The organism is Streptomyces sp. RKAG293 (genome assembly GCF_023701745.1).
In the GTDB taxonomy this organism is placed as follows: domain Bacteria; phylum Actinomycetota; class Actinomycetes; order Streptomycetales; family Streptomycetaceae; genus Actinacidiphila.
Map to the genome: position 1 here is coordinate 1,019,453 of NZ_JAJOZB010000001.1, position 21,320 is coordinate 1,040,772.

The 21,320-nt window shown below is 72.1% G+C and carries 21 protein-coding genes; 13 read left to right on the forward strand and 8 right to left on the reverse strand.

Annotated features, from left to right (window positions below; genetic code table 11):
• Positions 1–68: 68 nt before the first annotated feature.
• Together LNW72_RS04445 and LNW72_RS04450 are read right to left on the reverse strand one after the other, a co-directional pair.
• Positions 69–1,496, reverse strand: a complete 1,428-nt coding sequence (locus tag LNW72_RS04445; protein ID WP_250974141.1) for a HAMP domain-containing sensor histidine kinase — start codon at positions 1,494–1,496, stop codon at positions 69–71.
• Positions 1,493–2,209 (reverse strand): response regulator transcription factor, encoded by a 717-nt coding sequence (locus LNW72_RS04450; RefSeq protein WP_138351361.1) that lies wholly within the window; start codon positions 2,207–2,209, stop codon positions 1,493–1,495. The genes LNW72_RS04445 and LNW72_RS04450 overlap by 4 nt, the downstream gene beginning before the upstream one ends.
• Before the next feature lie 35 nt (positions 2,210–2,244).
• Here LNW72_RS04450 and LNW72_RS04455 point away from each other — a divergent pair, with 35 nt between their 5' ends.
• Positions 2,245–2,793 (forward strand): hypothetical protein, encoded by a 549-nt coding sequence (locus tag LNW72_RS04455; RefSeq protein WP_250974142.1) that lies wholly within the window; start codon positions 2,245–2,247, stop codon positions 2,791–2,793.
• Positions 2,794–3,032: 239 nt separating this feature from the next.
• Complete coding sequence (locus tag LNW72_RS04460; RefSeq protein WP_250974143.1) at positions 3,033–3,830, forward strand: CAP domain-containing protein; 798 nt, start codon at positions 3,033–3,035, stop codon at positions 3,828–3,830.
• Between the two features lie 443 nt (positions 3,831–4,273).
• Here LNW72_RS04460 and LNW72_RS04465 read toward each other — a convergent pair whose 3' ends face one another.
• The 4 genes from LNW72_RS04465 to clpX all read right to left on the reverse strand — a co-directional run bounded on the left by LNW72_RS04465 (position 4,274) and on the right by clpX (position 9,077).
• Positions 4,274–6,199: a HAMP domain-containing sensor histidine kinase gene (locus tag LNW72_RS04465; protein ID WP_250974144.1), complete on the reverse strand. Its 1,926-nt coding sequence runs from the start codon at positions 6,197–6,199 to the stop codon at positions 4,274–4,276.
• A complete protein-coding gene (locus tag LNW72_RS04470) occupies positions 6,189–6,887 on the reverse strand; it encodes a response regulator transcription factor (RefSeq protein ID WP_250974145.1) in 699 nt (232 codons plus the stop codon). Before LNW72_RS04470 ends, LNW72_RS04465 begins: the two co-directional genes overlap by 11 nt.
• Before the next feature lie 108 nt (positions 6,888–6,995).
• Positions 6,996–7,721: a class I SAM-dependent methyltransferase gene (locus LNW72_RS04475; RefSeq protein WP_250974146.1), complete on the reverse strand. Its 726-nt coding sequence runs from the start codon at positions 7,719–7,721 to the stop codon at positions 6,996–6,998.
• A 51-nt stretch (positions 7,722–7,772) separates the two neighbouring features.
• On the reverse strand, positions 7,773–9,077 hold the full coding sequence (clpX, locus tag LNW72_RS04480) for an ATP-dependent Clp protease ATP-binding subunit ClpX (protein ID WP_250974147.1): 1,305 nt from the start codon (positions 9,075–9,077) through the stop codon (positions 7,773–7,775).
• Positions 9,078–9,250: 173 nt separating this feature from the next.
• On the opposite strand from clpX, the gene LNW72_RS04485 reads away from it, so the two are divergent.
• Both LNW72_RS04485 and LNW72_RS04490 read left to right on the forward strand, forming a co-directional pair.
• Complete coding sequence (locus LNW72_RS04485; RefSeq protein WP_250974148.1) at positions 9,251–10,363, forward strand: TetR/AcrR family transcriptional regulator; 1,113 nt, start codon at positions 9,251–9,253, stop codon at positions 10,361–10,363.
• Complete coding sequence (locus tag LNW72_RS04490; RefSeq protein WP_250974149.1) at positions 10,360–10,866, forward strand: DinB family protein; 507 nt, start codon at positions 10,360–10,362, stop codon at positions 10,864–10,866. Before LNW72_RS04485 ends, LNW72_RS04490 begins: the two co-directional genes overlap by 4 nt.
• Positions 10,867–10,909: 43 nt before the next feature.
• Here LNW72_RS04490 and LNW72_RS04495 read toward each other — a convergent pair whose 3' ends face one another.
• Positions 10,910–11,350, reverse strand: a complete 441-nt coding sequence (locus LNW72_RS04495; RefSeq protein ID WP_250974150.1) for a protein phosphatase — start codon at positions 11,348–11,350, stop codon at positions 10,910–10,912.
• A 130-nt stretch (positions 11,351–11,480) separates the two neighbouring features.
• Between LNW72_RS04495 and LNW72_RS04500 the strand changes: the two genes are divergently transcribed.
• A complete protein-coding gene (locus tag LNW72_RS04500) occupies positions 11,481–12,038 on the forward strand; it encodes a dihydrofolate reductase family protein (RefSeq protein WP_250974151.1) in 558 nt (185 codons plus the stop codon).
• A 50-nt stretch (positions 12,039–12,088) separates the two neighbouring features.
• On the opposite strand, the gene LNW72_RS04505 is transcribed toward LNW72_RS04500, so the two are convergent.
• Positions 12,089–13,651, reverse strand: coding sequence for an MFS transporter (locus LNW72_RS04505; protein ID WP_250974152.1), 1,563 nt, complete (start codon positions 13,649–13,651; stop codon positions 12,089–12,091).
• A 117-nt stretch (positions 13,652–13,768) separates the two neighbouring features.
• Between LNW72_RS04505 and LNW72_RS04510 the strand changes: the two genes are divergently transcribed.
• The 8 genes from LNW72_RS04510 (at position 13,769) to LNW72_RS04535 (ending at position 21,277) form a co-directional block, all read left to right on the forward strand.
• On the forward strand, positions 13,769–14,467 hold the full coding sequence (locus tag LNW72_RS04510) for a TetR/AcrR family transcriptional regulator (protein WP_250974153.1): 699 nt from the start codon (positions 13,769–13,771) through the stop codon (positions 14,465–14,467).
• Between the two features lie 196 nt (positions 14,468–14,663).
• On the forward strand, positions 14,664–16,193 hold the full coding sequence (locus tag LNW72_RS04515) for a leucyl aminopeptidase (protein ID WP_250974154.1): 1,530 nt from the start codon (positions 14,664–14,666) through the stop codon (positions 16,191–16,193).
• Positions 16,194–16,344: 151 nt separating this feature from the next.
• Positions 16,345–16,437, forward strand: coding sequence for a putative leader peptide (locus LNW72_RS42040; protein ID WP_374117399.1), 93 nt, complete (start codon positions 16,345–16,347; stop codon positions 16,435–16,437).
• Between the two features lie 81 nt (positions 16,438–16,518).
• Positions 16,519–17,265 (forward strand): GNAT family N-acetyltransferase, encoded by a 747-nt coding sequence (locus LNW72_RS04520; RefSeq protein WP_250974155.1) that lies wholly within the window; start codon positions 16,519–16,521, stop codon positions 17,263–17,265.
• Positions 17,266–17,369: 104 nt separating this feature from the next.
• On the forward strand, positions 17,370–18,290 hold the full coding sequence (locus LNW72_RS04525) for an NADP-dependent oxidoreductase (protein WP_250974156.1): 921 nt from the start codon (positions 17,370–17,372) through the stop codon (positions 18,288–18,290).
• A gap of 102 nt (positions 18,291–18,392) precedes the next feature.
• Positions 18,393–18,521: a putative leader peptide gene (locus LNW72_RS41080; protein WP_285369270.1), complete on the forward strand. Its 129-nt coding sequence runs from the start codon at positions 18,393–18,395 to the stop codon at positions 18,519–18,521.
• 74 nt (positions 18,522–18,595) lie between these two features.
• Positions 18,596–19,861 (forward strand): LLM class flavin-dependent oxidoreductase, encoded by a 1,266-nt coding sequence (locus LNW72_RS04530; protein WP_250974157.1) that lies wholly within the window; start codon positions 18,596–18,598, stop codon positions 19,859–19,861.
• A 21-nt stretch (positions 19,862–19,882) separates the two neighbouring features.
• Positions 19,883–21,277: an NtaA/DmoA family FMN-dependent monooxygenase gene (locus LNW72_RS04535; RefSeq protein WP_250974158.1), complete on the forward strand. Its 1,395-nt coding sequence runs from the start codon at positions 19,883–19,885 to the stop codon at positions 21,275–21,277.
• Positions 21,278–21,320 lie beyond the last annotated feature (43 nt).

The following is a 21,320-nucleotide window of genomic DNA, read 5'->3' on the forward strand; positions in this document are numbered from 1 at the left end:
CCGGACGCGACGGCCAGGCCCGGCGGGCGAGCCCTGCCGGGGAAACGGACGGGCCCTGACGGGTGACGTCACGACGTGGTCCACCAGCGGGTCCGGGAGCCCCTGGAGGCGGCGTTGCGGCGGCGGCGTTTGCTGCGGCCGCCGCTGCCCTGGGCCGCGGCGAGTCCGAAGGTCACCTCGATGTGTGCGCCGCCCAGCCGGCCCCGGGAGATGTCCACCGCTCCGCGTGTCACGGCGGCCGCCCGGTGGGCGATGTCCAGTCCGAGGCCGGTGGAGACCGTACTGACCCCGCGGGCCACGGCGCCGCCCGGGTCCGGGATGCCGGGACCGGCGTCCTCGACCACGAGCGCCACGCTCTGTGCGCCGCGCTCCAGGCGCACCGCGAACGCGGTGCCGGGTGCCGTGTGCCGGAACACATTGCCGACCAGGGCGTCGAAAACGGCCGCGAGGTCGTCCTCGGGCAGGTCGATCAGCGCCTCTTCGAGCGTGATGTCCACGTGGAACGGCCGGTGTTGCTGCTCGGCCAGAACGGCCCAGAAGGCCGCTTTGCGACGGATCACCGAGGCCGCCGCGCAGCTCTCCGCGGGCGAGCCCGAGACGGGCGACCGGCCGGGGGCGGCGGCTCCCGAGAGCGGCCGCAGGCCCCATCCCATCGGGCCCACGGCGAGGGGTGTGCGGGCCGCGGTGATGATGGAGTGCAGTTCGGCGTCGAGGTGGTGGATCGCGGCGGCGATCCGTTCCGCGTCGGCGGTCGGCCCCATCCGGTCGGCGGTCAGACGCAGTGCGGTCAGCGGTGTCCGCAGCCGGTGCGAGAGGTCCGCGACGAGCTCACGCTCGACGGCGAGCAGCTCCAGCATGCGGTCGGCCATCGCGTTGAAGGCCAGCCCCGCCTCGTACAGCTCGGGCGGTCCCATCGGGTCCACCCGGACGTTGAGGTCGCCGCGGCCCAGGGCGTGGGTGGCCCGCGACAGATTGTGCGAGGAGCGCACCACGCGGGCGGCGAGCCGGTCCGCGACGAGGGTGGAGCCGGCCACCAGGGCCACCGCGAGCAGCGCGATGGCTCCCCAGGAGGCGGCCACGCCCCGGTTGAGCCGGTCCGACGGAACGAACTCCTCGATCACCGCCACCCGCCCGGGACCCAGGACGACCGGCTGGAGGTAGACCCAGCCGCCCGGCCGGTTCTGGGCGATGGCCTCGCCGTCGCGGGCGGCCCGCCGCAGCAGGGCGGCGGGCGCGTGCGTCGGTCCGACGACCTGTCCGGCCGGCAGGTGGACGCTCAGGTCCTCGCCGGGGGCCAGCACGGAGATGGCCTGGCGCAGGTCGGGGATGTCGTCGGTCAGGGCCAGCACCGGAGCGAGGGCGGCGGCCTGCTGCTCCGCGGCGGTGATCGCCTGGTTGCGGGCCTCCGAACGCACCAGCAGGGCGAGGGGTATCAGGAAGGACAGGGCCACCATGGAGGTGACCGCCAGTGCCACCCCTGCCAGGGTGCGTCTCACGGTGGCGTCACCAGCTTGATGCCGACACCGCGCACCGTGTGCAGGTACCGCGGACGTATCGCCCGTTCACCGAGTTTGCGGCGCAGTGCGGACAGATGCACATCGATCGTCGCATCGTCGACATACGACTCGCGCCACACCTCGGTGAGGATCTTGCGCTTGGAGACGACGCAGCCGGCGTTGCCTGCCAGGTAGGCGAGAAGATCGAACTCACGCCGGGTGAGATGCAGTTCCCGGCCGCCGAGATGCGCGGTGCGGGCCATCGCGTCCACCCGCAGCTCACCGACGACCATCGGGCCCTGCGTCGCGGTCGGGCCCTCGTGCAGGCCTCCGGGAACGGAGGCGACGGCCCGGCCGACGCGTCGCAGTACCGCGGTCAGCCGGGCGGTCAACTGTCCGCTGGAGAAGGGCTTGACGAGATAGTCGTCGGCGCCCGCGTTCAGCAGCCGGACGATCTCGGCGTCGTCGTCCCTGGCGGTGACCACGAGCACCGGCACCTGGGAGATGCCACGGATCATGCGCAGCGCGTCACTTCCGTCCAGATCCGGCAGTCCCAGGTCCAGGATGACGGCGTCGAGGGGCCCTTGTGTCACCTCTCTCAGTCCGCTGAATCCATCGGCGGCACTGCGCACCACATGGCCGTCACCGGTCAGGATCTCGATCAGTGCCGCGCGTATGGCGGGGTCGTCTTCCACGACAAGGACGCTGGCCATGCGGCACACCGTAACGGATCAGCCATGATGGTGCCGTGCCCCGTCCGCTGCGCTACCTCATGATCTGGCTGTGCTGCACGGCTCTGACCGTGACCGCCGCCTTCCTGGCCGTGCGCTTTGTGGTGCATTCCACCGCTCCCCTGCCGCCGACCGCGCATGCGCTGCCGACGGTCTTCAGCACGCCGTCCCCCACGCCTGGCCTGCTCATCCCCGCCACTTCGGCGCCGAGCACCCCGCTCACCCCCACCCCCCGCAAGACCCCGACGGCGACGCCGTCCACCAAGGCACCCACCACGCGCCCTCCGACGACGGCCCCGGTGAACGGGCACAACGCGTCGAGCACCTGCCGCGGCGGTGTGGGGGTGCACAGCATGCAGTCGGTGGGCGGCCGGGTGACGTTCAACATGGGCGCCGACGCCATCTGTCTGGTCTCCGCGGTGCCGTCGCCGGGCTTCACCACGAGCACGGTCCAGGACGCACCGGACACCCTGACCGTGACCTTCTCCAGTGCGACCCACCGCTCGGAGACCACGGGGACCATCCACCCGCAGCCGCAGGCGGCCACCCGCGAAGTCTCCTGGTAGCCGCGGACGGTTGCTTCGCGGCGGCTCCGGCCGCCCGGAACCGAGCGGAACCTGTGGGCAACCTTAGGAGACTCTAAGGTTCCCGTCGCGGTGTGTGACATGGGCCGGAAAGCGCCTAGGTTCGATCTCGCCCGGTCACTCAGCAGCACCCCTCCGACCGGTCGTGACACATCCGGCGCGGGGCATCCCCCTGTGCTCCGCGCCGGCCCCCACCTCCGATCCCCCGAGGTCTTCCACACATGAGCTCGCACCGCCGCGCCGATCTGCCCAGCGCCCCCTCGCCGCAGCACCGCGCATCGCGGCAGCCCCGGCTGCGCAAAGCCGTCCTGGGCGCGGCCGTCATCGCCGCGCTGGGCGGCGGGACGGCCTTCGCCTGCATAGGCGGCGGCTCCGGCCACACCTCAGGACAGCCCACCGCTGCGACCCCCACCGCAGCGGTGGGCACACACAAGCCGCCGACCGGCACCCCGCCCACGTCTCCCGTGACGCACCCCGCCCGGCCGACGGCGAAGCCGACCCCCACGCCCCCGCGGCACACCACCCCGCCCCGGCCCGCGCCGACCCCGAAGAAGCCCGCCCCCACCACCTCCGCCCCGTCGACCCCGCCGGTCTCCGGCGACGCGGTGCAGCAGGTGCTGGCCAAGGTCAACCAGGCCAGGGCCGGCCAGGGGCTGCCCGCGTACAAGCTCCTCGAAGGGCTGAACCGCAGTGCGGCAGCGCACAACAAGGTGATGTCCGCCGGCTGCGGGCTGTCCCACCAGTGCCCCGGCGAGCCCGCGTTCGGCGACCGCGAGCGGGCGCAGGGCGTGGAGTGGATGTCGGCGGGAGAGAACATCGGCGAGGGCGGACCGGTCGCGAACACCGAGCAGGCCATCGCCAAGATGGCGCTCGGGCTCACCCAGAGCATGCTCGACGAGCGACCGCCGGACGACGGCCACCGCCGCAACATGCTGAGCTCCTCGTTCACCCATATCGGTATCGCGGTATTCCGGGACAGTTCAGGAACTGTCTGGCTCACCCAGGACTTCTCCAACTGAGCTTTCCGCACCATGCTCCGCAATGGGGAAGACGACGTATCGGCGGATATGCGCCGTCGCGCGCACGCCTCCCCGTCGCGGCGGAACCGCACAGCGACCGCTGCCCTGGCAGCGGTCGCTGTCGCGGCTTTCCGGTGTTCCGGCGACCGCGAACAATTCAGCGGCCGACCCTGACAACTTCCTAAAATGTGTCGGCGAAACTGACCGGCATGATGAGCGCACTGAAGCGATCGACAGCCGCCCGGCCGCGGATGCGGCGGTCCGCCGCACTGGTCACCCTCACGTTCGCGGTCCTGTCCGTGGTGACCGGTTGCGTCGGTGGCGAAGCGGGCGGCGTGCGGGAGTCACGGGTGGTCCTGGCACCCGACACGGCTGACGCGGCTGATGTACCCGACACCGCTGCCGTACCGGGAGCGGCTGACGCAGCCGGCGCACCCGCCCGTTCAGTGAGCGCGGCGACGGTCACGAGAGCGGTCGCGCCCGAAACGGCGGCGTGGGACGGCGGCGTCGCCAGGTACCCGTCCCGCTGACGCCGGACCGCCGGCCACTCCGTCCGCTGCTTCCATGACAGGGTGCGAGGGCAGTCGCAGAGTGAAGACGGTGGACTCGCCGGGAACGCTGCGCGCGGTCACGGTGCCGCCATGGGCCTGCGCGAGCTGGCGGACGATGGCCAGCCCCAGTCCGCTGCCGCCGGTGCGGCGGCTGCGGGACTTCTCCACCCGCCAGAAGCGGTCGAAGATGTTGGCCAGGTCCGCCGGCGCGATCCCCGAACCGGTGTCGGTGACGTCGATGGTGACCATCTCGCCGGTCCGGTGGGCGTGCAGGGAGACGCTCCCGCCGGCCGGGGTGTGCCGCAGCGCGTTGGAGACCAGGTTGCCGAGGGCCTGGCGCAGCCGGACGGGGTCGGCGCTCAGCTGCGGATCCCCCTCCACGGAGCCGGCGATGCTCACCCCGGCGACCTGTGCGTGGGCGCGGTTCGCGTCGGTGACCTGCTGCAGGAGGTCGCCCAGCCGCACCGGTTCGGGGTGCAGCCGCAGGGTGCCGGCATCGGCGGACGCGAGGTCCTGCAGGTCGTCGATGATGTGCTGCAGGAGCAGCGCCTCGTCGTGGAGCGACGACAGCAGCCGCTGGTCGGGCACGACGATGCCGTCCTTGGCGACCTCCAGCCAGCCGCGGATGTTGGTCAGCGGGGTCCGCAGTTCATGGGCGATGTCACTGACCATGGCCTTGCGCTGGGTCTCGGTGCGTTCCCGGCGTTCGGACAGGTCGTTGAAGGCCGCGGCGAGGAATCCGGTCTCGTCGCTGGTGGTGACCGGGACGCGGGTGTGCCGTTCTATGGGCTCCTGCGCGGCGTCGGTCAGGGCGCGCAGCGGCCGGACCAGCCGGGTGGCGATCAGGGCCGTCACGATGACGGTGAGGAGCAGCACGAGTCCGGTCACGCCGGCGATGCGGGTGGTGTTGGCCCGGGACAGGTCGAAGCGCGGCCGGCCGGCGCCGGCGCCGGTGTCGCTGACGAAGAGCTGGGCGGCCGGGGCGACGAAGGTGCGCAGTTGCTCCCGGCGGCTGGCGTCGATGCAGTCCTGCAGCACCTGGTAGTCCGACGGTTCCTTGAAGCCCTTGCCCCAGGTGAAGTCGGACGACAGGGTCACATATCCCGCGACGGTGGATCCCTGGCGGGCCAGACAGGCGTTCACCAGGGTGTCGAGTCCGGTCAGGGCGCGCTGTTCGGTGGCGGTGGGCCGGCTCAGCCCCGCCAGACCGCAGTCGTCGTAGGCGTATTCGTCGAGCTTCGTCTGGCCGTCGCGGGACACCTGCACGGTGGGCCGGCCGCTGGGGCTGTCGGCCACCTTCCCCACCCACCCCTCGTCGCGCAGACACGTCAGCACCTTGCCGGCGAACTGCGTCAGCAGCGCGTGCTCGGCGGCGGGCAGCCGGTACGGGCCGACGGCGCGCGGATCGATCCGGGACACCGGCTGCGTTCCGCTCTGCCCCTGGAGCGGGGTGTCGGTCCGCAGGGCGTCGATGACGGCGAAGGCCCGCGGCGGCAGTTCAGGGCCCTTCGGCGCGGAATCGGCGAGCACATGGCGGTCCTGGTCGGTGAGCGCGACGCGGCGGCCGGTCGCCCGGGCCAGCCGGTCGATCGTCGGCTGGACGCCGTCCCATGCCCGGTGCCCGGCGGCGTAGCCGGTCAGCGTGTCGTGGATCATCGCGTCGTCGGACAGTATCTGGCCCTGCTCCTGCTGGATGGCCCGGGTGGTGGTCTGCACCGCGAGCCACGCGGTGGCGACGATCGAGCAGACGGCGATCAGCATCGAGGTGACCAGCAGCCGGGCCAGCAGGCTCTTGCGCAGCGGAACGTTACGGGGCACGGCGGCCGCCGGTGAGTTTGTATCCGACGCCGAACACGGTCACCAGGCGCACCGGCTTGCGCGGGTCGATCTCGATCTTCTTGCGCAGGTTGAGGATGTGGACGTCGATGGCGCGCTCGGAGATGGCGCGCTCGTACCCCCGGACGCACTCCAGCAGCTGACCGCGGGTGAAGACCCGGTCCGGTTCGGCCGCCAGCGCCAGCAGGATCTCGAACTCCCCCGGTGTGCAGACCACCGGCTCCCCCGCGCAGCTCACCGCCCGCCGGGCGGGGTCCACCGCCAGGGTGTCGACCCAGAGCACTCCGTCGGCTGCCACCGGGGGCCGCTGGACGCGTCGCAGCAGGGCGTGGATGCGGGCCATCAGCTCCCGGGGGCTGTAGGGCTTGGTCATGTAGTCGTCCGCGCCCAGCTCCAGGCCGAGCAGCAGATCGTCCTCGTGCGAGCGGGCGGTGAGCATCAGCACCGGCAGATCGCTGCCGGGCCGGAGGATTCTGCACACGCCCAGGCCGTCGATCTCCGGCAGCATCCAGTCCAGGACGAGCAGGTCGGGCCGGCTGCGCAGCACCTCGTCGACGGCGGACCGGCCGTCATGGACGACGGTCGCGGTGTGGCCGTGCGCCTCCACGCACCGGCGTACCAGCTCCGCCTGCATTTCGTCGTCTTCCGCGACCAGAATATGTGCGCACACCCCTGGGATGTTAAGCGCACTGGTGTTCAGGAAAGTCGCCGTGAGATGTTTCCCGCATCCTGACACTTTCCTCATATCCACCGGCGAGGATTCGCCGTTCGGACGTGCTCAGGTACGCCGGGCCACCACCAGCCGGCAGTGCGGGCTGCCGTCCGGTCGGCGGCCGAACTCCTCCAGCGGCAGCAGTTCCACGGTGAACCCGGACCGGAGCAGATCGTCCCGCACTCCCCGCAGCGGGAAGGTCCGGTAGTACATGACGAACGGCGGACGCCACAGGGCGTTGCGCACCCGCATGACCGCGTCGAAGCCGTACAGCGCCCAGTACAGCGGGGAGCGGACCGGCAGCGGCGCGCCGAGCGGGAAGGCGAACACCCCGCCGGGCCGCAACGAGCGGTGGATCCCGGCGAACAGACCCGGCCGCTCGGCGGGCAGGAAGTGCCCGAACGCCCCGAAGCTCACGGCCAGATCGAACACCGCCGTGAACGGCAGCGCCCGCACGTCCGCCCGCACCCAGTCCACCGCGGGCTTGCCCTCCGCCGGGACGGCCGCCGCGGCGGCGGCCAGCATCCCGGTGCTGAAGTCGACTCCGGTGACGCGCTCCTCGCACAGCTCCCGCAGCACCCCGACCCCGGCGCCCGTGCCGCAGCAGACGTCGAGCCCCGTCCCGAACGGCCCGAGCGGGCGCAGCGCGCCGGTGACCGCGTCCAGGAAGCGGTCGGGGGTGCGGAAGGGGGTGTGGTCGAACTTCGGCGCCAGCAGGTCGTAGCCGCGCTCGATCGACGAGAGCGCCTGCACGGTCAGTTCGCGGAACGTGGGTCCTTCGGAGGTGAACACCGCCCCCAGCGTAGTCAGCCGCGCTCCCCCGGGCCCGGCCCGCGAGCCGGCTCAGGCGGTCCGTTCACCGGGTTCCGGGGCGGGGCCGGGGCGATCGCGCGGGATCAGGGTCGGGTTGACGTTGTCGAGCACCGTGTCGCGGTCGACGACGACGCGGGCCACGTCGTTCCGGCTCGGCACCTCGTACATCACGTTGAGCAGGACCTCTTCGAGGATCGTGCGGGCCGCCCGGGCGCCGGTGCGGCGCAGCAGGGCCTGCTCCGCGACGGCGGCGACGGCGTCCTCGGTGAACTCGAGCTCGACGCCGTCGAGCTCGAAGAGCTTCTGGTACTGCTTGATGAGCGCGTTGCGGGGCTCGGTCAGGATCCGTGTCAGCGCCGCCACGTCCAGCGGCTGCACGGTCGACACCATGGGCAGCCGGCCGACGATCTCCGGAATGAGCCCGAACTGCACCAGGTCCGCGGGCATGACGTCGGCGAAGGCGTCCTCGGCCCGCTTCCGCCGCTCCTCCGTGCTGCGCACCTCGGCGCCGAATCCGATGCCCGAGCGGCTGGCGCGCTGTTCGATGATCCGCTCCAGCCCGGCGAAGGCGCCCCCGACGATGAACAGCACATTGCTCGTGTCGAACGGGATGAACTCCTGGCGGGGCTGCTTGCGGCCGCCCTGCGGCGGGACGCTCGCGGTCGTGCCCTCCAGCAGCTTCAGCAGCGCCTGCTGGACGCCCTCGCCGGAGACGTCCCGGGTGATCGACGGCCCGTCGCTCTTCCGGGCGATCTTGTCGATCTCATCGATGTAGATGATGCCGCGCTCGGCCTTGCGGACGTCCTGGTCGGCGGCCTGGATCAGCTTGAGCAGGATGTTCTCGACGTCCTCCCCGACGTAACCGGCCTCGGTGAGGGCGGTGGCGTCCGCGATCGCGAACGGGACGTCGAGCATCCGGGCCAGCGTCTGGACGAGATACGTCTTGCCGCAGCCGGTCGGGCCTATCAGCAGGATGTTGGACTTGCCGAGCTCGACGGGCTCGTCCTTCGCACCGCGCTGCCCGGTCCCGCCGGTCCGCGGACGGACCCGCTTGTAGTGGTTGTAGACCGCCACCGACAGCGCCTTCTTGGCGCTCTCCTGCCCGATGACGTAGCTGTCGAGGAACGTGTGGATCTCGCGCGGTGTCGGCAGCTCGAGCGAGCCGGCCTCGGGGGGCGCGCCGGTCTCCTCCACGATGAGTTCATTGCAGAGCTCGACGCACTCGTCGCAGATGCAGATGTCGGCAGGTCCCGCGATGAGCTTGCCGACCTGCTTCTGGGTCTTCCCGCAGAACGTACATTTCAGCAGGTCACCGCCATCACCGATGCGTGCCACGCGGAAATGTCTCCTCAAACGGTTGTGCCGGTCGAACGGCCCTGGAGGCGAGGACTCGGGAGTCGGGACGGCCACTCGAATGCTGTGACCATATGACGTCACCATTTGAATGGTCAAGGTATCTTGAGCCGCTACGGACGCAACGCGGAAGCGCGAAGGCAAGAGTGAGGGCGATGGGCCGGCCCAGCAGGGTGGAGCTGCAGGAGCGCAACCGCGCCAAGGTACTGACCGCGGCCCGGGGCGAGTTCGCCGAGCACGGTTTCCGGGACGCCAAGGTGGACCGGATCGCCGGGCGCGCCGGTCTGACCCGTGGCGCCGTCTACTCCAACTTCCCCAGCAAGCGCGCGCTGTACTTCTCGGTCCTGGCCGCCCTCGCAGAACGCGCCCCAGGACCGCCGCACCCCGAGCCCGGGCACACCGCCCCCGAGGCGCTCGGCGCGTTCGCCCGCGCCTGGGTCGCGCGCCTCCCGCTCGCGGACACCGACGAGCCGCACGGCCCGGCCCGGCTCGGGATGTACCTGATGCCCGAGATCCTCGCCGAGGAGCGGATCCGGCGGCCGTTCGCCCAGCTGATGAAACTGGACGCGCTGCTGCTCGGGCTGGCGCTGGAGGGCCTCCGGCCGCCGGGAGCGCCGGCCGGCAGTCTGGTGCGGGTCGCGGAAGCCGTCCTGACGACCCTGCACGGCGCCGGCCAGATGGCCGCGGCCGCGCCCGGTTTCGTCGAACCGTTCAACGTCGTCAGTGCCTGCGCACAGCTGGCGGGCCTCGATCTCAACGGCTGGTGGCCACCGCCGCACGTGATCACCCAGGCGTGGCCGACCGACGAGCCGTGGTCCCCGCCGCCCACCGTCGACGCGGTGCACGGCGGACCCGCGCGGCTCACGGACGACGGAGTGGTGGCGATCCTGGGGCTGCACCGGCTCGAGGCGGTGGAGGAGGCGGTGCGGGCGGCGCCGCCCGGCGCGACGGTCACCGCGGTCCTGGTCACCGGGGACCCCGACGAGTTGGCACCGCTGGCGCGGCTGGCCGTCGCGGACCTCTGCGGCTGCCTGCGCCAGGCCTTTCCGCCGTCGGCCTGGCCGCGCCTCCAGGTGGTCTTCGACGAGTCGGGCGCCCTCGCCGCGGCGGCCGGCGTGCCCGCCGTCAGCGATGGAACCGAGGTCGCCGTCCGCATCCGGGCGAACCGGATCACGGCCCGCGCCGACGGCCGCGGCGCCTGCCACGCGACCGCGTCGGCCCCGGATCCCCCACTACCTTCGGCGCGGTCGAAAGAGGACGTGGAATGACCACCGAACGCATAGGCCCGCCCGCGGTCGCGGATGAGCGCGAGATGCTGCGCGCCTTCCTCGACTACCACCGCGCCACGCTCGCCATGAAGTGCGACGGACTCTCGGACGAGGAGCTGCGCCGGCAGTCGATGCCGCCCTCCACGCTCTCCCTGCTCGGCCTGGTGCGGCACATGGCCGAGGTGGAGCGCGCGTGGTTCCGCCGGATCATCAACGGGGAGGACATCGCGCTCGTCTGGTCGGACGAGCGCGACTTCCAGGTCGCGTACGACGCGAGCTCCGCCACCCGGACGGAGGCGTTCGACGCCTGGCAGGCGGAGGTCGAGCACTCACGCCGGATCGAGCGGGAGGCGCCGTCCCTCGATGTGACCGTCCACGAGCCCAAGGGCGACGAACAGGTCTCGCTCCGGCTGGTGATGCTGCACATGATGCACGAATACGCCCGGCACAACGGCCATGCCGACCTCCTGCGGGAGGGTGTCGACGGGACCGTCGGGGCCTGAGACCGCGGGTGGCCCGGACTCCGGGGGCGTGCTGTCGGCACGGTCACGGACGTCCGGGCGCGAAGCGGCGCACATAGCGGCGTTGCCAGGGCGTTTCCACGGCGTGGGCGTCGTAGTGCCGGCGGACGTAGGCGACCGCCTCGCCGGGCGGGACTCCGTCAAGGACGGCGAGGCACGCCAGGGCGGTGCCGGTGCGTCCGCGGCCGCCGCCGCAGGCGAGCTCGACGCGTTCGCCGCCGGCCCGGGCCAGCGCCTCGGCGAGGACGGACCGGGCCTCCGCGTCGTCGCCCGGCAGCCGGAAGTCCGGCCAGCGCAGCCAGCGTGCTTCCCACGGCACCTCGGGCGGCCGCTTGCCGAGCAGATGGACCGCGAAGTCGGGTACCGGTCCGGCCGGCAGCGGCCGGCGCAGGGCACGACCGCGCACCAGGCGTCCGGAGGGAAGCCGGAGAACGCCGGCGTCGGTGGTGCTCCAGGCGTTCGTCATCCGCTCACCGTAGCCACGGCTCCGCACCGGGTGCCGGGATTTTCCTTGAGGCAGCGATGAGTTCGGATCTTCGCCGGCGTCCATCCCCATGAGACGCGCCGCACGGAGCGACAACGAAGGAAGTAACGCCATGCGAAAGATCATCAACGCCACCTATGTGACGCTCGACGGCGACATGTCGAACATGCAGGACTGGCACATGGATTTCTTCGGTGCGGAAGCCACCAAGGCCGCCCACGCCCAGCTGTTCGGCAGCGACGCCCTGATCATGGGGCGCAAGACCTACGACGGGTTCGCGCCGGCGTGGTCCTCGCGTGCGGGAGCCGATGAGTTCGCCGACCGTATCAACGGCATCCGGAAGCACGTCGTGTCGTCCACGCTGAAGGACCCCGGCTGGGAGAACACCAGCGTGATCAGTGGTGACGTGGTCGCCGAGGTGCGGAAGCTCAAGGAGGAGCCGGGCGGGAACATCCTGCAGTACGGCTTCGGCTCGGTGACCCGGCTGCTGCTGGAGAACGGCCTGCTGGACGAGTTCCGGGTGTGGCTCCACCCCGTCCTGTCCGGCAAGGCCACCTCCGAGCAACTGCTGTACCGCGACGCGCTGCAGACCCGGTTCACCCTGAACGGCACCGAGGTGCACAGCACCGGGATGATCATCCTCAGCTACCTTCCGGTGCGCCCGGCGTAGTGCCCCCGAGGGGGCGGGGCACCACGACCACGGTCGGTCTCGGCGGCCTCCTACGCACCGAGGGCGGCTCCGGACTGTTCCAGCACCGGTCCGGACACCGGGGACACCGGGTCGGGCCGGGAGCGCAGCAGGAGGAAGACGGCCACGGCGGTGACGGCCATGACCACCGCCCCGCAGCGGACCGCGAGATGGAGGGCGTCCACGAAGGACGCGTCCATCGTGCGGTGCAGTGCCGGGGGCAGCCCCGAGCCGCGGACGAGTCCGCCCGCGCCGTCGCCCGTGACCGAGGCGACGATGTCGTGGCGTGCCCGCGGCGGAGTGCCTGCGGACTCCAGACGGTGCGTCAGGCCGGAGGCCAGCCGGCTGGTCAGCACCGCGCCCAGGACGGCAACGCCGACGACACCGCCGAGTTCGCGGACGGTGTTGAGCGCCGCGGACGCCATGCCCGCGGCGGACGGCGCGACGCGGCGCAGTACCGCGATGGAGGCGGGGGCGAAGCTCAGCCCCATGCCGAAGCCCATCAGCGGCAGCACCCAGAGGTACTGCGGGTACCGGGCGCCGGATCCGTACAGGGAGAGCCCGGCGAGCGCCACCGCACACAGCGTCAGACCGGCGACGAGGGGTGGCCGGACCCCGTACCGCAGGGCGAGTCTGCCGGACAGCGGTGACGCGATCATGATCATGGCGGTGCACGGCAGCGCCGCGACGCCTGAGCCGGTGGGCGCCCAGCCCAGCACGTTCTGCATGTACAGCGGCAGGAAGAACATGACGCCGAACATGCCGAAGCTGACCGTGAACGCGGCCAGCGCCGCCCCGGCCAGGACCCGGTCCGCGAAGAACCGCAGATCCATCATGGGGTCGGCGGTCCGCAGTTCCACGACGCCGAACAGCAGCAGTGCCACCGCCCCGGCCGCGGCGGCGCCCAGTGTGACCGGGTCGGTCCAGCCGCGGCTCGGCCCCTCGACGAGGGCGTAGACGAGTCCGCCCAGTCCGACGGCGGCGAGCAGTTGTCCCGGCAGGTCGAGCCGCGCGGTGCGGGTGAAGTACTCGGGCAGTACGCGGCTGCCCAGGAGCAGTGCGGCCCCGCCGATGGGGACGTTGATCCAGAAGACACTGGCCCAGCCGAAGGCGTCGACCATCGGGCCGCCGATGACCGGACCCAGGGCGAGACCGATGGCGGAGATGCCGGACCACAGGCCGATGGCGCGGGCGCGTTCCCGTTCGTCCTCGAAGGTGTGCCGCAGGATCGAGAGGCTGCCCGGGGTGAGCAGCGCGGCGCCCAGTCCCTGCGTCATGCGCGCCGCGATGAGCAGTCCGGTGGTGCCGGAAAGTGCGGCGAACGCCGAGCCGGCGGTGAACAGGGCGAGGCCGGCGAGGTAGGTCCGCCGCCGCCCGTAGCGGTCGCCGAGGGTGCCGCCGGTGAGCAGCAGGGCGGCGAAGACGAGGCTGTAGCCCTCCACGACCCATTGCAGACCGCTCACCCCGGCATGGAGTTCCTGTCCGATCCGGGGCAGGGCGGTGTTCACCACGACGTTGTCGAGCATGGCCATGAACATCGTGGCGCACAGGGTGGCGAGCACCAGGTACTTGTGTCGGGAGCTGAGCTCCGCCATGGGGTCCCCTAACAGTGTTAGTCGATCTCTAACACCGTTAGATTGCCCCTAACGGTGTTAGATGGCAAGTGGATATCCGCGCTATCGGCGGTATCGGCGGACACGAGGAGTCGACCGATGAGGACAGACCGCGCGAAGGCGCCCGGCCAGCAGCCGCCGCTCACCCAGGAAGCGCTGGTGGGGGCCGCCCTGCTGGTGCTGGAGCGGGACGGCCTCGACGCCCTCTCCATGCGCAGGGTGGCGGCCGAACTCGGCGTGCAGGCACCCTCGCTCTACTGGCACGTCCGCAACAAGGAGCAGCTGCTGGACCTGCTGGCCGACGCCCTGGTGGCCGACGCCGAGCCCCCGCCGCGGGAGGGCGACTGGCGCGAGCAGCTGCGCGCGTACTGCCATCTGCACCGCCGGCACCTGCTCGGCAAACGCGACGCCGCCAGAGTCGTCGCCGGACGCTTCAACCTCGGCCCGAGCCTCCTCGTCATCCTGGAGGACCAGCTGGACCGGCTCCGGGAGGCCGGATTCCCCGCTGCGGAAGCCGCCCTGACCAGCTATCTGCTCGGCAACTACGTGGCGGGCTTCGTGCTCCAGGAGCAGTCCCCCCTCTCGGCCGCCGAGGCCGTCGGGCAGGCCACCAGGACCGAGGTCGTCAACGCCGCCCGCGACCACCTCCAGCAGCTCCCCGCCGACCGGTTCCCCAACCTGGTGGCCCTCGCCGCGGAGCTGTCGGAGCCGAACATGGAAGACCGTTTCGCCTTCGGACTGGAACGCATCCTCGACGGGCTGGCCACGCTGCTGGAGCCGGAGCCCGGCACGCGGTGACGACGGCGGAAGGCGCCGTACGGTCCGCCGGACCGTGCGCGCCTCCCCCGGTCCGGCGGTCCCGGGGTCGGCCGTTCGGCTCAATACGGCGTGTTGCCGGGCGCGGGGCCGCGCGCCCTGTGCGCACAGTGGCATCCGCGCATCAGGACGGCGCGACCACGCGGCCGACACCGCAGGCGTGAAAGGCAGACCCGCCATGTCCTTGCGTGCGGACACCTCCGACCCCGTTCCCTCCCTCGACCACATGCCCGAGATCGGCGTCGTGGCCGCGGAGGAATCCGGGCCAGGGGCCGGCCCGGACGACATCTGGGGGATGCCGGTCGCCGAGGGCGGCGAACTGCCCGCCGACGTGGGACTGACCCCGGCCGCGGCCGGGGCGGCCGGTTTCACCGGGCGCGTCGGACAGACGCTGGTGTGCGCGCACGCTCAGGGCACGCCGGTGGTGCTCTACGGCATCGGCGACCCGCAGACCGCCGACCCCGCCTCGCTGCGCGACGCGGCGGCCGCGTTCGCCCTGGCCGCCGGGCGCTCCGCGCGGCTGACGCTGCTCACCCCGGTCGGCGCGGGCGTGGACAGCCTGGTCGCGGCGCAGGCACTGGTCGAGGGCACGCTGCTGGCCCGCTACGCCTTCGAGCCGCTCAAGAGCGACACCGGGACCGTCCCCGTCCGGAGCCTGACCCTCGTGGTGCCCGCGCACGACACCGACGCCGCCGACCGCGGGGCGCGGCGCGGCGGGCTCCTGGCGAAGGCCACCCTGCTGGCCAGGGATCTGGCCAACTCCCCGCCGAACCTGCTCACCGCCACCCGGCTGGCCGACTGCGCGACGCGCGTCGGCGCCCTGAGCGGTCTGGACGTCGAGGTCTTCGACCAGGACGCACTGCGGGAGTTGGGCTGCGGCGGGCTGCTGGGGGTCAACGCGGGCAGCACGGAACCGGCCCGCATGATCAAGCTGACCTATCGGCCCCCCGCCGCCGGCCCCGAGGTGCCCCGGCTGGCGCTGGTCGGCAAGGGCATCACGTACGACTCGGGCGGCATCAGCCTCAAGCCCGCCGACGCGGTGCACGCCACGATGAAGAACGACATGTCCGGTGCCGGAGCGATCCTGGCGGCCATGTCGGTGCTGTCCGCACTGCACTGCCCCACCTTCGTGACCGGCTATCTGATGTGCACGGACAACATGCCCTCGGGGTCCGCGACCAAGCTCGGCGATGTGCTCACCCTGCGCGGCGGTACGACCGTCGAGGTGCTGAACACCGACGCCGAGGGACGGCTGGTGATGGCGGACGCCCTCGTCCTGGCCACCGAGGAGCCCACCGACGCCGTCGTCGACATCGCCACCCTCACCGGCGCGAGCCTGCGGGCGCTCGGCCCGCAGATCGCCGCGGTGTTCGGCAACGCGCAACCGCTGGTGGACCAGGTGCTGGAAGCGGCCCGGCGCACCGACGAGCCCGTCTGGCAGCTGCCCCTGGCCCGGCGATACCGCGGTGAACTGGACTCGGACGTCGCCGACCTCAAGAACATCGGCGGGCCCAACGGCGGGGCGATCCACGCTGCCCTGTTCCTCGAGGAGTTCGTCGCCGGGCGCGCCTGGGCGCACATCGACATCGCCGGCACGGCCCAGAACGACACCGCCTCGTCCTGGCGTCCCCGGGGCTGCACGGGCTTCGGCGCCCGACTGCTGACCGAACTCGCACTCGGCTTCACCCGGGAACCCGAAGACTCCTAGGCCCTGTCTTCACAGTGGCCCCCTGCCCGGCGGGGGTCTCATTGACACGCTCCGCTCGGCGTGCCTAGCTTACGGCCGGAGCCCCTCCGGCGGACGCGAGGCCCGCACGGGCAGAATGACGATGGTGAACGGTATGTACGCAGGTCCGGGGATGGCCGCGTGGCGACGCCACGGCCGGGCCTCGGCGTTCCTGCGACGGCACATCGATCTGCAGCGGGTCAGCAGCGCCCTCTGTCGCGGCTGAACTCCGGGCTGACGACCGTCCCGCGAACCGCCCCGTAGCCGCAGAAGCAGCACCGTGCCAGAACGGAGAGTCCCCACCACCATGCCCACAGGTCTCCATCCCCCGCACCCCTCGGATCAGGACGCGGCCGCGCCGCCGCACGTCCTGGACAACCCGGCATGGGCCGCACTGACGGGCCCGCACCGCCACCTCGCCGAGATCCGCGGGGCCGCCGCCCGCTATCAGTCCGACGTGTCGCCGTTCGTGGCGCTCGCCGACGCCGAGGATCCACGCGGCTGGAAGGACCTGGCCGAACTGATGGAGCCGGGCCTCACCATCGCCGTCACGGGAACCGTGGCCGTCCCCGAGGACTGGGAGACCATCGACTCCGGCTATGGAGTGCAACTCGTCGACACCGCGCTGCGCGCCGAGGCCGAGCCGGAGGCGGTGCGGCTGGGCCCCGCCGACGTTCCGGAGATGCTGGATCTCGTCGCCCGCACCCAGCCGGGCCCGTTCCTGCCCCGCACCATCGAACTCGGTGCCTACTACGGGGTCCGCCGGGACGGCCGGCTCGTCGCGATGGCCGGGGAGCGGCTGCGGGTCCCCGGCTGGACGGAGATCAGCGCCGTGTGCACCGACCCGGACCATCGCGGGTCCGGGCTGGCGACGCGGCTGATCCGCCACGCCGCCGCCGGTATCCGCGAGCGGGGGGACACCCCGTTCCTGCATGCGGCGGAGTCCAACACCGGCGCCGTCCGGCTGTACGAGTCGATCGGCTTCACCCTGCGCCGCAGAACGCTCTTCACCTTCGTCCGGGTCCCGGACAGCGCGCAACGCCGCCCCGAGTGACCGCCGGGTCAGGGCTCCAGCAGCGTGGTGCAAGTGCTTGTCTTGTCCTGTCCGGCTCGTCCCCCGGCCCTCTCCAGCTCCTCGACCAGAAGTGTGAGATACCGATGCCCAAGGCCTATGTGTTCTCCCGGTTCGGCGGTCCCGAGACCGAGTCCTTCGCCGACGTGCCCCGGCCGGTGCCCGGCGCCGGCCAACTCCTGGTGGCGGTACGGGCCGCCGGGGTCAATCCGGTCGACTGGAAGCGCCGGACGGGATACGTCCAGGCCAACGCGCCGGCCGTGGAGCTGCCCGCGGTGCTGGGCGGTGAGGTCTCCGGTGTGGTGGAGCAGGTGGGCGACGGCGTCGAGGGGTACGCGGTCGGGGACGCCGTGTTCGGCAATCCCCTCACCGGCGGGTATGCCGAGTACACGCTGCTGCCGGTGGCCAGCACCTCGCACAAGCCCGCTGGGGTGTCCTGGGCCGACGCCGCGACGCTGCCCGTCGCCGTGGCGACCGCGTACGACGGTCTGCAGCAGCTCGATCTGCCGGCCGGCTCGACGCTCCTGATCAACGGTGTCGGCGGCGGAGTGGGCAGCGCCGCCGCGCAGATCGCCACCCACCGGGGTCTGCGGGTGGTCGGCACCGCGAGCGCGGCGAAGAAGGAGTTCGTCGAGTCCCTCGGGGTCGTGCACGTCGCGTCGGGATCCGGCGTGGCGGACCGGGTGCGCGCGGCGGCGCCCGAAGGCGTCGACGCGGTCTTCGACCTGGTCGGCGGCGCGTCCCTGGAGGAGGTCGCCGCGCTCCTGGCGGACCCCGCGGCGCTGATCAGCGGTCCCGACAAGGTGAACGTCGTCAAGCTCGGCGGGTCGACGGTGGCGAGGAAGCGGAACACCGAAGTGCTGCACGCCGTGGCGGAGTTGGTCGCCGAGGGAGCCCTCGACCCGTTCGTGACCCGGACCTTCCCCTTCGAGCAGGCCGGCCAGGCGCTGCGCGCCGTGGAGGAGGGCCACACCCGGGGCAAGGTCGTGATCGAGGTCTCGCGGTAGACCGGGGCGGGGCGGCCGGCGGGCATTGCGCCGGGCAATACCCGCGGGATAGCGTCGATATGAGGTGACGAGGCCACCGGCCGTTCGAACCGGAGAGGGGTGATGACGATGCGGACAGCACCCGGTCGCGTCGTCGTCGGCACTCTCGACCCCCGCGGGCCCGTCGTCCATCTCTACGGACGGCAGCACATCGATCTGCAACGGATCGCCGGCTCCCTCTGTTGTCCCTGATCTGACTCCCTGCTGACGCTCGCGCCCCCGGGGCGGCGCGTCCTCATCCGGTCGATCAGGAAGGCAACCACGCCATGTCCGCATCCCTGAACCCGTTGCATCTCGCCGTAGCGCTCGACGACGCCGGCTGGCACCCCGCCGCCTGGCGGGAGCCGGGGGCCCGCCCCCGGGACCTGCTCACCGCCGGCTACTGGGCCGACGCCGTCGCCGAGGCCGAGCGCGGGCTGCTGGACTTCGTGACGTTCGAGGACTCCCTCGCCCTCCAGTCCGCCGGCCGCACCGGTCCTGACGACCGCACCGACCAGGTGCGCGGCCGGCTGGACGCGGTTCTCGTCGCGGCCCGGGTCGCCCCGCTGACCACGCACATCGGGCTGGTACCGACCGCGGTCGCCACCCACACCGAGCCGTTCCACCTCTCGAAGGCGATAGCCACCCTCGACTACGTCAGCTCCGGCCGCGCCGGACTACGGGTCCGGGTGTCGGCCCGGCCCGACGAGGCGGCGCACTTCGGGCGCCGTTCCTTCCCGCCGTTCGGCGCCGCGGAGCCGGGTGGGCCGCACGTGCCGGACCTGGTGACCGAGTTGTACGACGAGGCGGCCGACTACGTCGAGGTGGTGCGCCGGCTGTGGGACAGCTGGGAGGACGACGCGGAGATCCGGGAGGTGGCCACCGGCCGGTTCATCGACCGGAACAAGCTGCACTACGCCGACTTCCACGGCCGGCACTTCAGCGTGAAGGGCCCCTCGATCACCCCGCGCCCGCCGCAGGGGCAGCCCGTCGTGACCGCCCTCGCCGACTCGGCCGTGCCGTACCGGCTGGTGGCCCGTGCGGCGGACGTCGGCTACGTCACCGCGCACGACGCCGACGAGGCCCGCACGGTCGTCGCCGCGGTCCGCGCCGAGCAGGAGGCCGCGGGACGGAACGACGACACCGTGCACGTCTTCGGCGACCTGGTGGTCTTCCTCGACGAGCGGCCCGGGGTCGCACGGACGCGCCGGGACCGGCTCGACGCCCTGGCGGGTGAGACCTGGACGAGCGACGCCGAGGTGTTCACCGGAACGCCGTCGCAACTGGCCGATCTGCTCCTGGAACGGCGGCGGGCCGGACTCACCGGCTTCCGGCTGCGCCCCGCCACCATCGGCCGCGACCTGCCGGCGATCACGCGCGGTCTGGTGCCCGAGCTCCAGGCCCGCGGCGCCTTCCGCCGTTCCTACGAGGCCCGGACGCTGCGCGGGCTGCTCGGCCTCCCGCGCCCCGCCAACCGCTATGCCACCGCCGCTACCGCCGTTACCGCCGCCACTGCCGGCATCACCGGTGCCGCCGGCACCGTCGGCGCCTGAGCCGGAGGGATCCGACCGACCATGAGCAAGCCCCTCAAGCAGATCCATCTCGCGGCGCATTTCCCCGGCGTCAACAACACCACCGTGTGGAGCGACCCGGAGGTCGGCAGCCACATCGAGTTCAGCTCGTTCGCGCACTTCGCCCGTACCGCGGAGCGGGCCAGGTTCGACTTCCTGTTCCTCGCCGAGGGCCTGCGGCTGCGCGAACAGGGCGGCGAGATCTACGACCTCGATGTCGTGGGCCGCCCCGACACGTTCACCGTGCTCGCCGCACTCGCCGCGGTGACCGAGCGGATCGGCCTGACCGGCACGATCAACTCCACGTTCAACGAGCCCTACGAGGTCGCCCGCCAGTTCGCCAGCCTCGACCACCTCTCCGGCGGCCGCGCGGCCTGGAACGTCGTCACCTCCTGGGACGCCTTCACCGGCGAGAACTTCCGGCGCGGCGGCTTTCTCGCGCAGGACGACCGCTACTCACGCGCCGAGCAGTTCCTGCGCACCTCATGGGAGCTGTTCGACTCCTGGCAGGACGACGAGATCGTCGCCGACACGGAGTCCGGCCGGTTCCTCCGCGATCCCCGGGCGGGCGAATTCCACCACCGCGACCAGCACTTCGACATCGCCGGCCGGTTCAACGTCCCCCGCAGCCCGCAGGGCCGCCCCGTCATCTTCCAGGCGGGCGACTCCGAGGAGGGACGCGAGTTCGCGGCGGCCACCGCCGACGCGATCTTCAGCCGGCACAGCACCCTCGACGCCGGCCGGGCGTTCTACACCGACGTCAAGGACCGACTCGCGCGCCATCAGCGCACCCGCGACGAGCTGCTGATCCTGCCCGCCGCGACGTTCGTGCTCGGTGACACCGACGCCGAGGCACGCGACCGCGCGCACGACGTCCGCAGGGCGCAGGTCAGCGGGCAGACCGCGATCAAGTACCTGGAACAGCTGTGGAACCGCGACCTGTCGGGCTACGACCCGGACGGTCCGCTGCCCGAGATCGACCCCGACCCGGGCGAACACACGGTCGCGCGGGGCCGGGCCAGCGTGCGGATGTTCCGCGATCCGCTGGCCACCGCGAAGGAATGGCGGCAGAAGGCGGAGGCCGGCGGGCTGTCGATCCGCGAACTCGTGATCGAGACCACCGGCCGCCAGACCTTCGTCGGCTCCCCGTCGACCGTCGCGACCACCATCAATGACTTCGTCCAGGCCGACGCGAGCGACGGCTTCATCCTCGTCCCGCACGTCACCCCGGGCGGACTCGACGCGTTCGCCGACACGGTCGTCCCCCTGCTCCAGGAGCGGGGCGTCTTCCGGCACGACTACGAGGGCAGCACACTCCGCGACCACCTCGGCCTGGACCGGCCACCGGCCAGGAACAGCACCCGGAGCAACGACAGTACGAAGAAGGCGGCGTCGTGACGGAACTTCCTTCGGATCGCGCTCAACGCGGCACCTCCCAGGC

Excerpts from the sequence above, each read along its gene's own strand:
- LNW72_RS04485 (WP_250974148.1), top strand. The coding sequence starts at position 9,251 with ATGGGCCGGCCCAGCAGGGTGGAGCTGCAGGAGCGCAACCGCGCCAAG.
- LNW72_RS04530 (WP_250974157.1), top strand. The coding sequence starts at position 18,596 with ATGTCCGCATCCCTGAACCCGTTGCATCTCGCCGTAGCGCTCGACGAC.
- LNW72_RS04515 (WP_250974154.1), top strand. The coding sequence starts at position 14,664 with ATGTCCTTGCGTGCGGACACCTCCGACCCCGTTCCCTCCCTCGACCAC.
- LNW72_RS04520 (WP_250974155.1), top strand. The coding sequence starts at position 16,519 with ATGCCCACAGGTCTCCATCCCCCGCACCCCTCGGATCAGGACGCGGCC.
- LNW72_RS42040 (WP_374117399.1), top strand. The coding sequence starts at position 16,345 with ATGGCCGCGTGGCGACGCCACGGCCGGGCCTCGGCGTTCCTGCGACGG.
- LNW72_RS04535 (WP_250974158.1), top strand. The coding sequence starts at position 19,883 with ATGAGCAAGCCCCTCAAGCAGATCCATCTCGCGGCGCATTTCCCCGGC.
- LNW72_RS04500 (WP_250974151.1), top strand. The coding sequence starts at position 11,481 with ATGCGAAAGATCATCAACGCCACCTATGTGACGCTCGACGGCGACATG.
- LNW72_RS04495 (WP_250974150.1), bottom strand. The coding sequence starts at position 11,350 with ATGACGAACGCCTGGAGCACCACCGACGCCGGCGTTCTCCGGCTTCCC.
- LNW72_RS04460 (WP_250974143.1), top strand. The coding sequence starts at position 3,033 with ATGAGCTCGCACCGCCGCGCCGATCTGCCCAGCGCCCCCTCGCCGCAG.
- LNW72_RS41080 (WP_285369270.1), top strand. The coding sequence starts at position 18,393 with ATGACGATGCGGACAGCACCCGGTCGCGTCGTCGTCGGCACTCTCGAC.
- LNW72_RS04490 (WP_250974149.1), top strand. The coding sequence starts at position 10,360 with ATGACCACCGAACGCATAGGCCCGCCCGCGGTCGCGGATGAGCGCGAG.
- LNW72_RS04510 (WP_250974153.1), top strand. The coding sequence starts at position 13,769 with ATGAGGACAGACCGCGCGAAGGCGCCCGGCCAGCAGCCGCCGCTCACC.
- LNW72_RS04505 (WP_250974152.1), bottom strand. The coding sequence starts at position 13,651 with ATGGCGGAGCTCAGCTCCCGACACAAGTACCTGGTGCTCGCCACCCTG.
- LNW72_RS04450 (WP_138351361.1), bottom strand. The coding sequence starts at position 2,209 with ATGGCCAGCGTCCTTGTCGTGGAAGACGACCCCGCCATACGCGCGGCA.
- LNW72_RS04525 (WP_250974156.1), top strand. The coding sequence starts at position 17,370 with ATGCCCAAGGCCTATGTGTTCTCCCGGTTCGGCGGTCCCGAGACCGAG.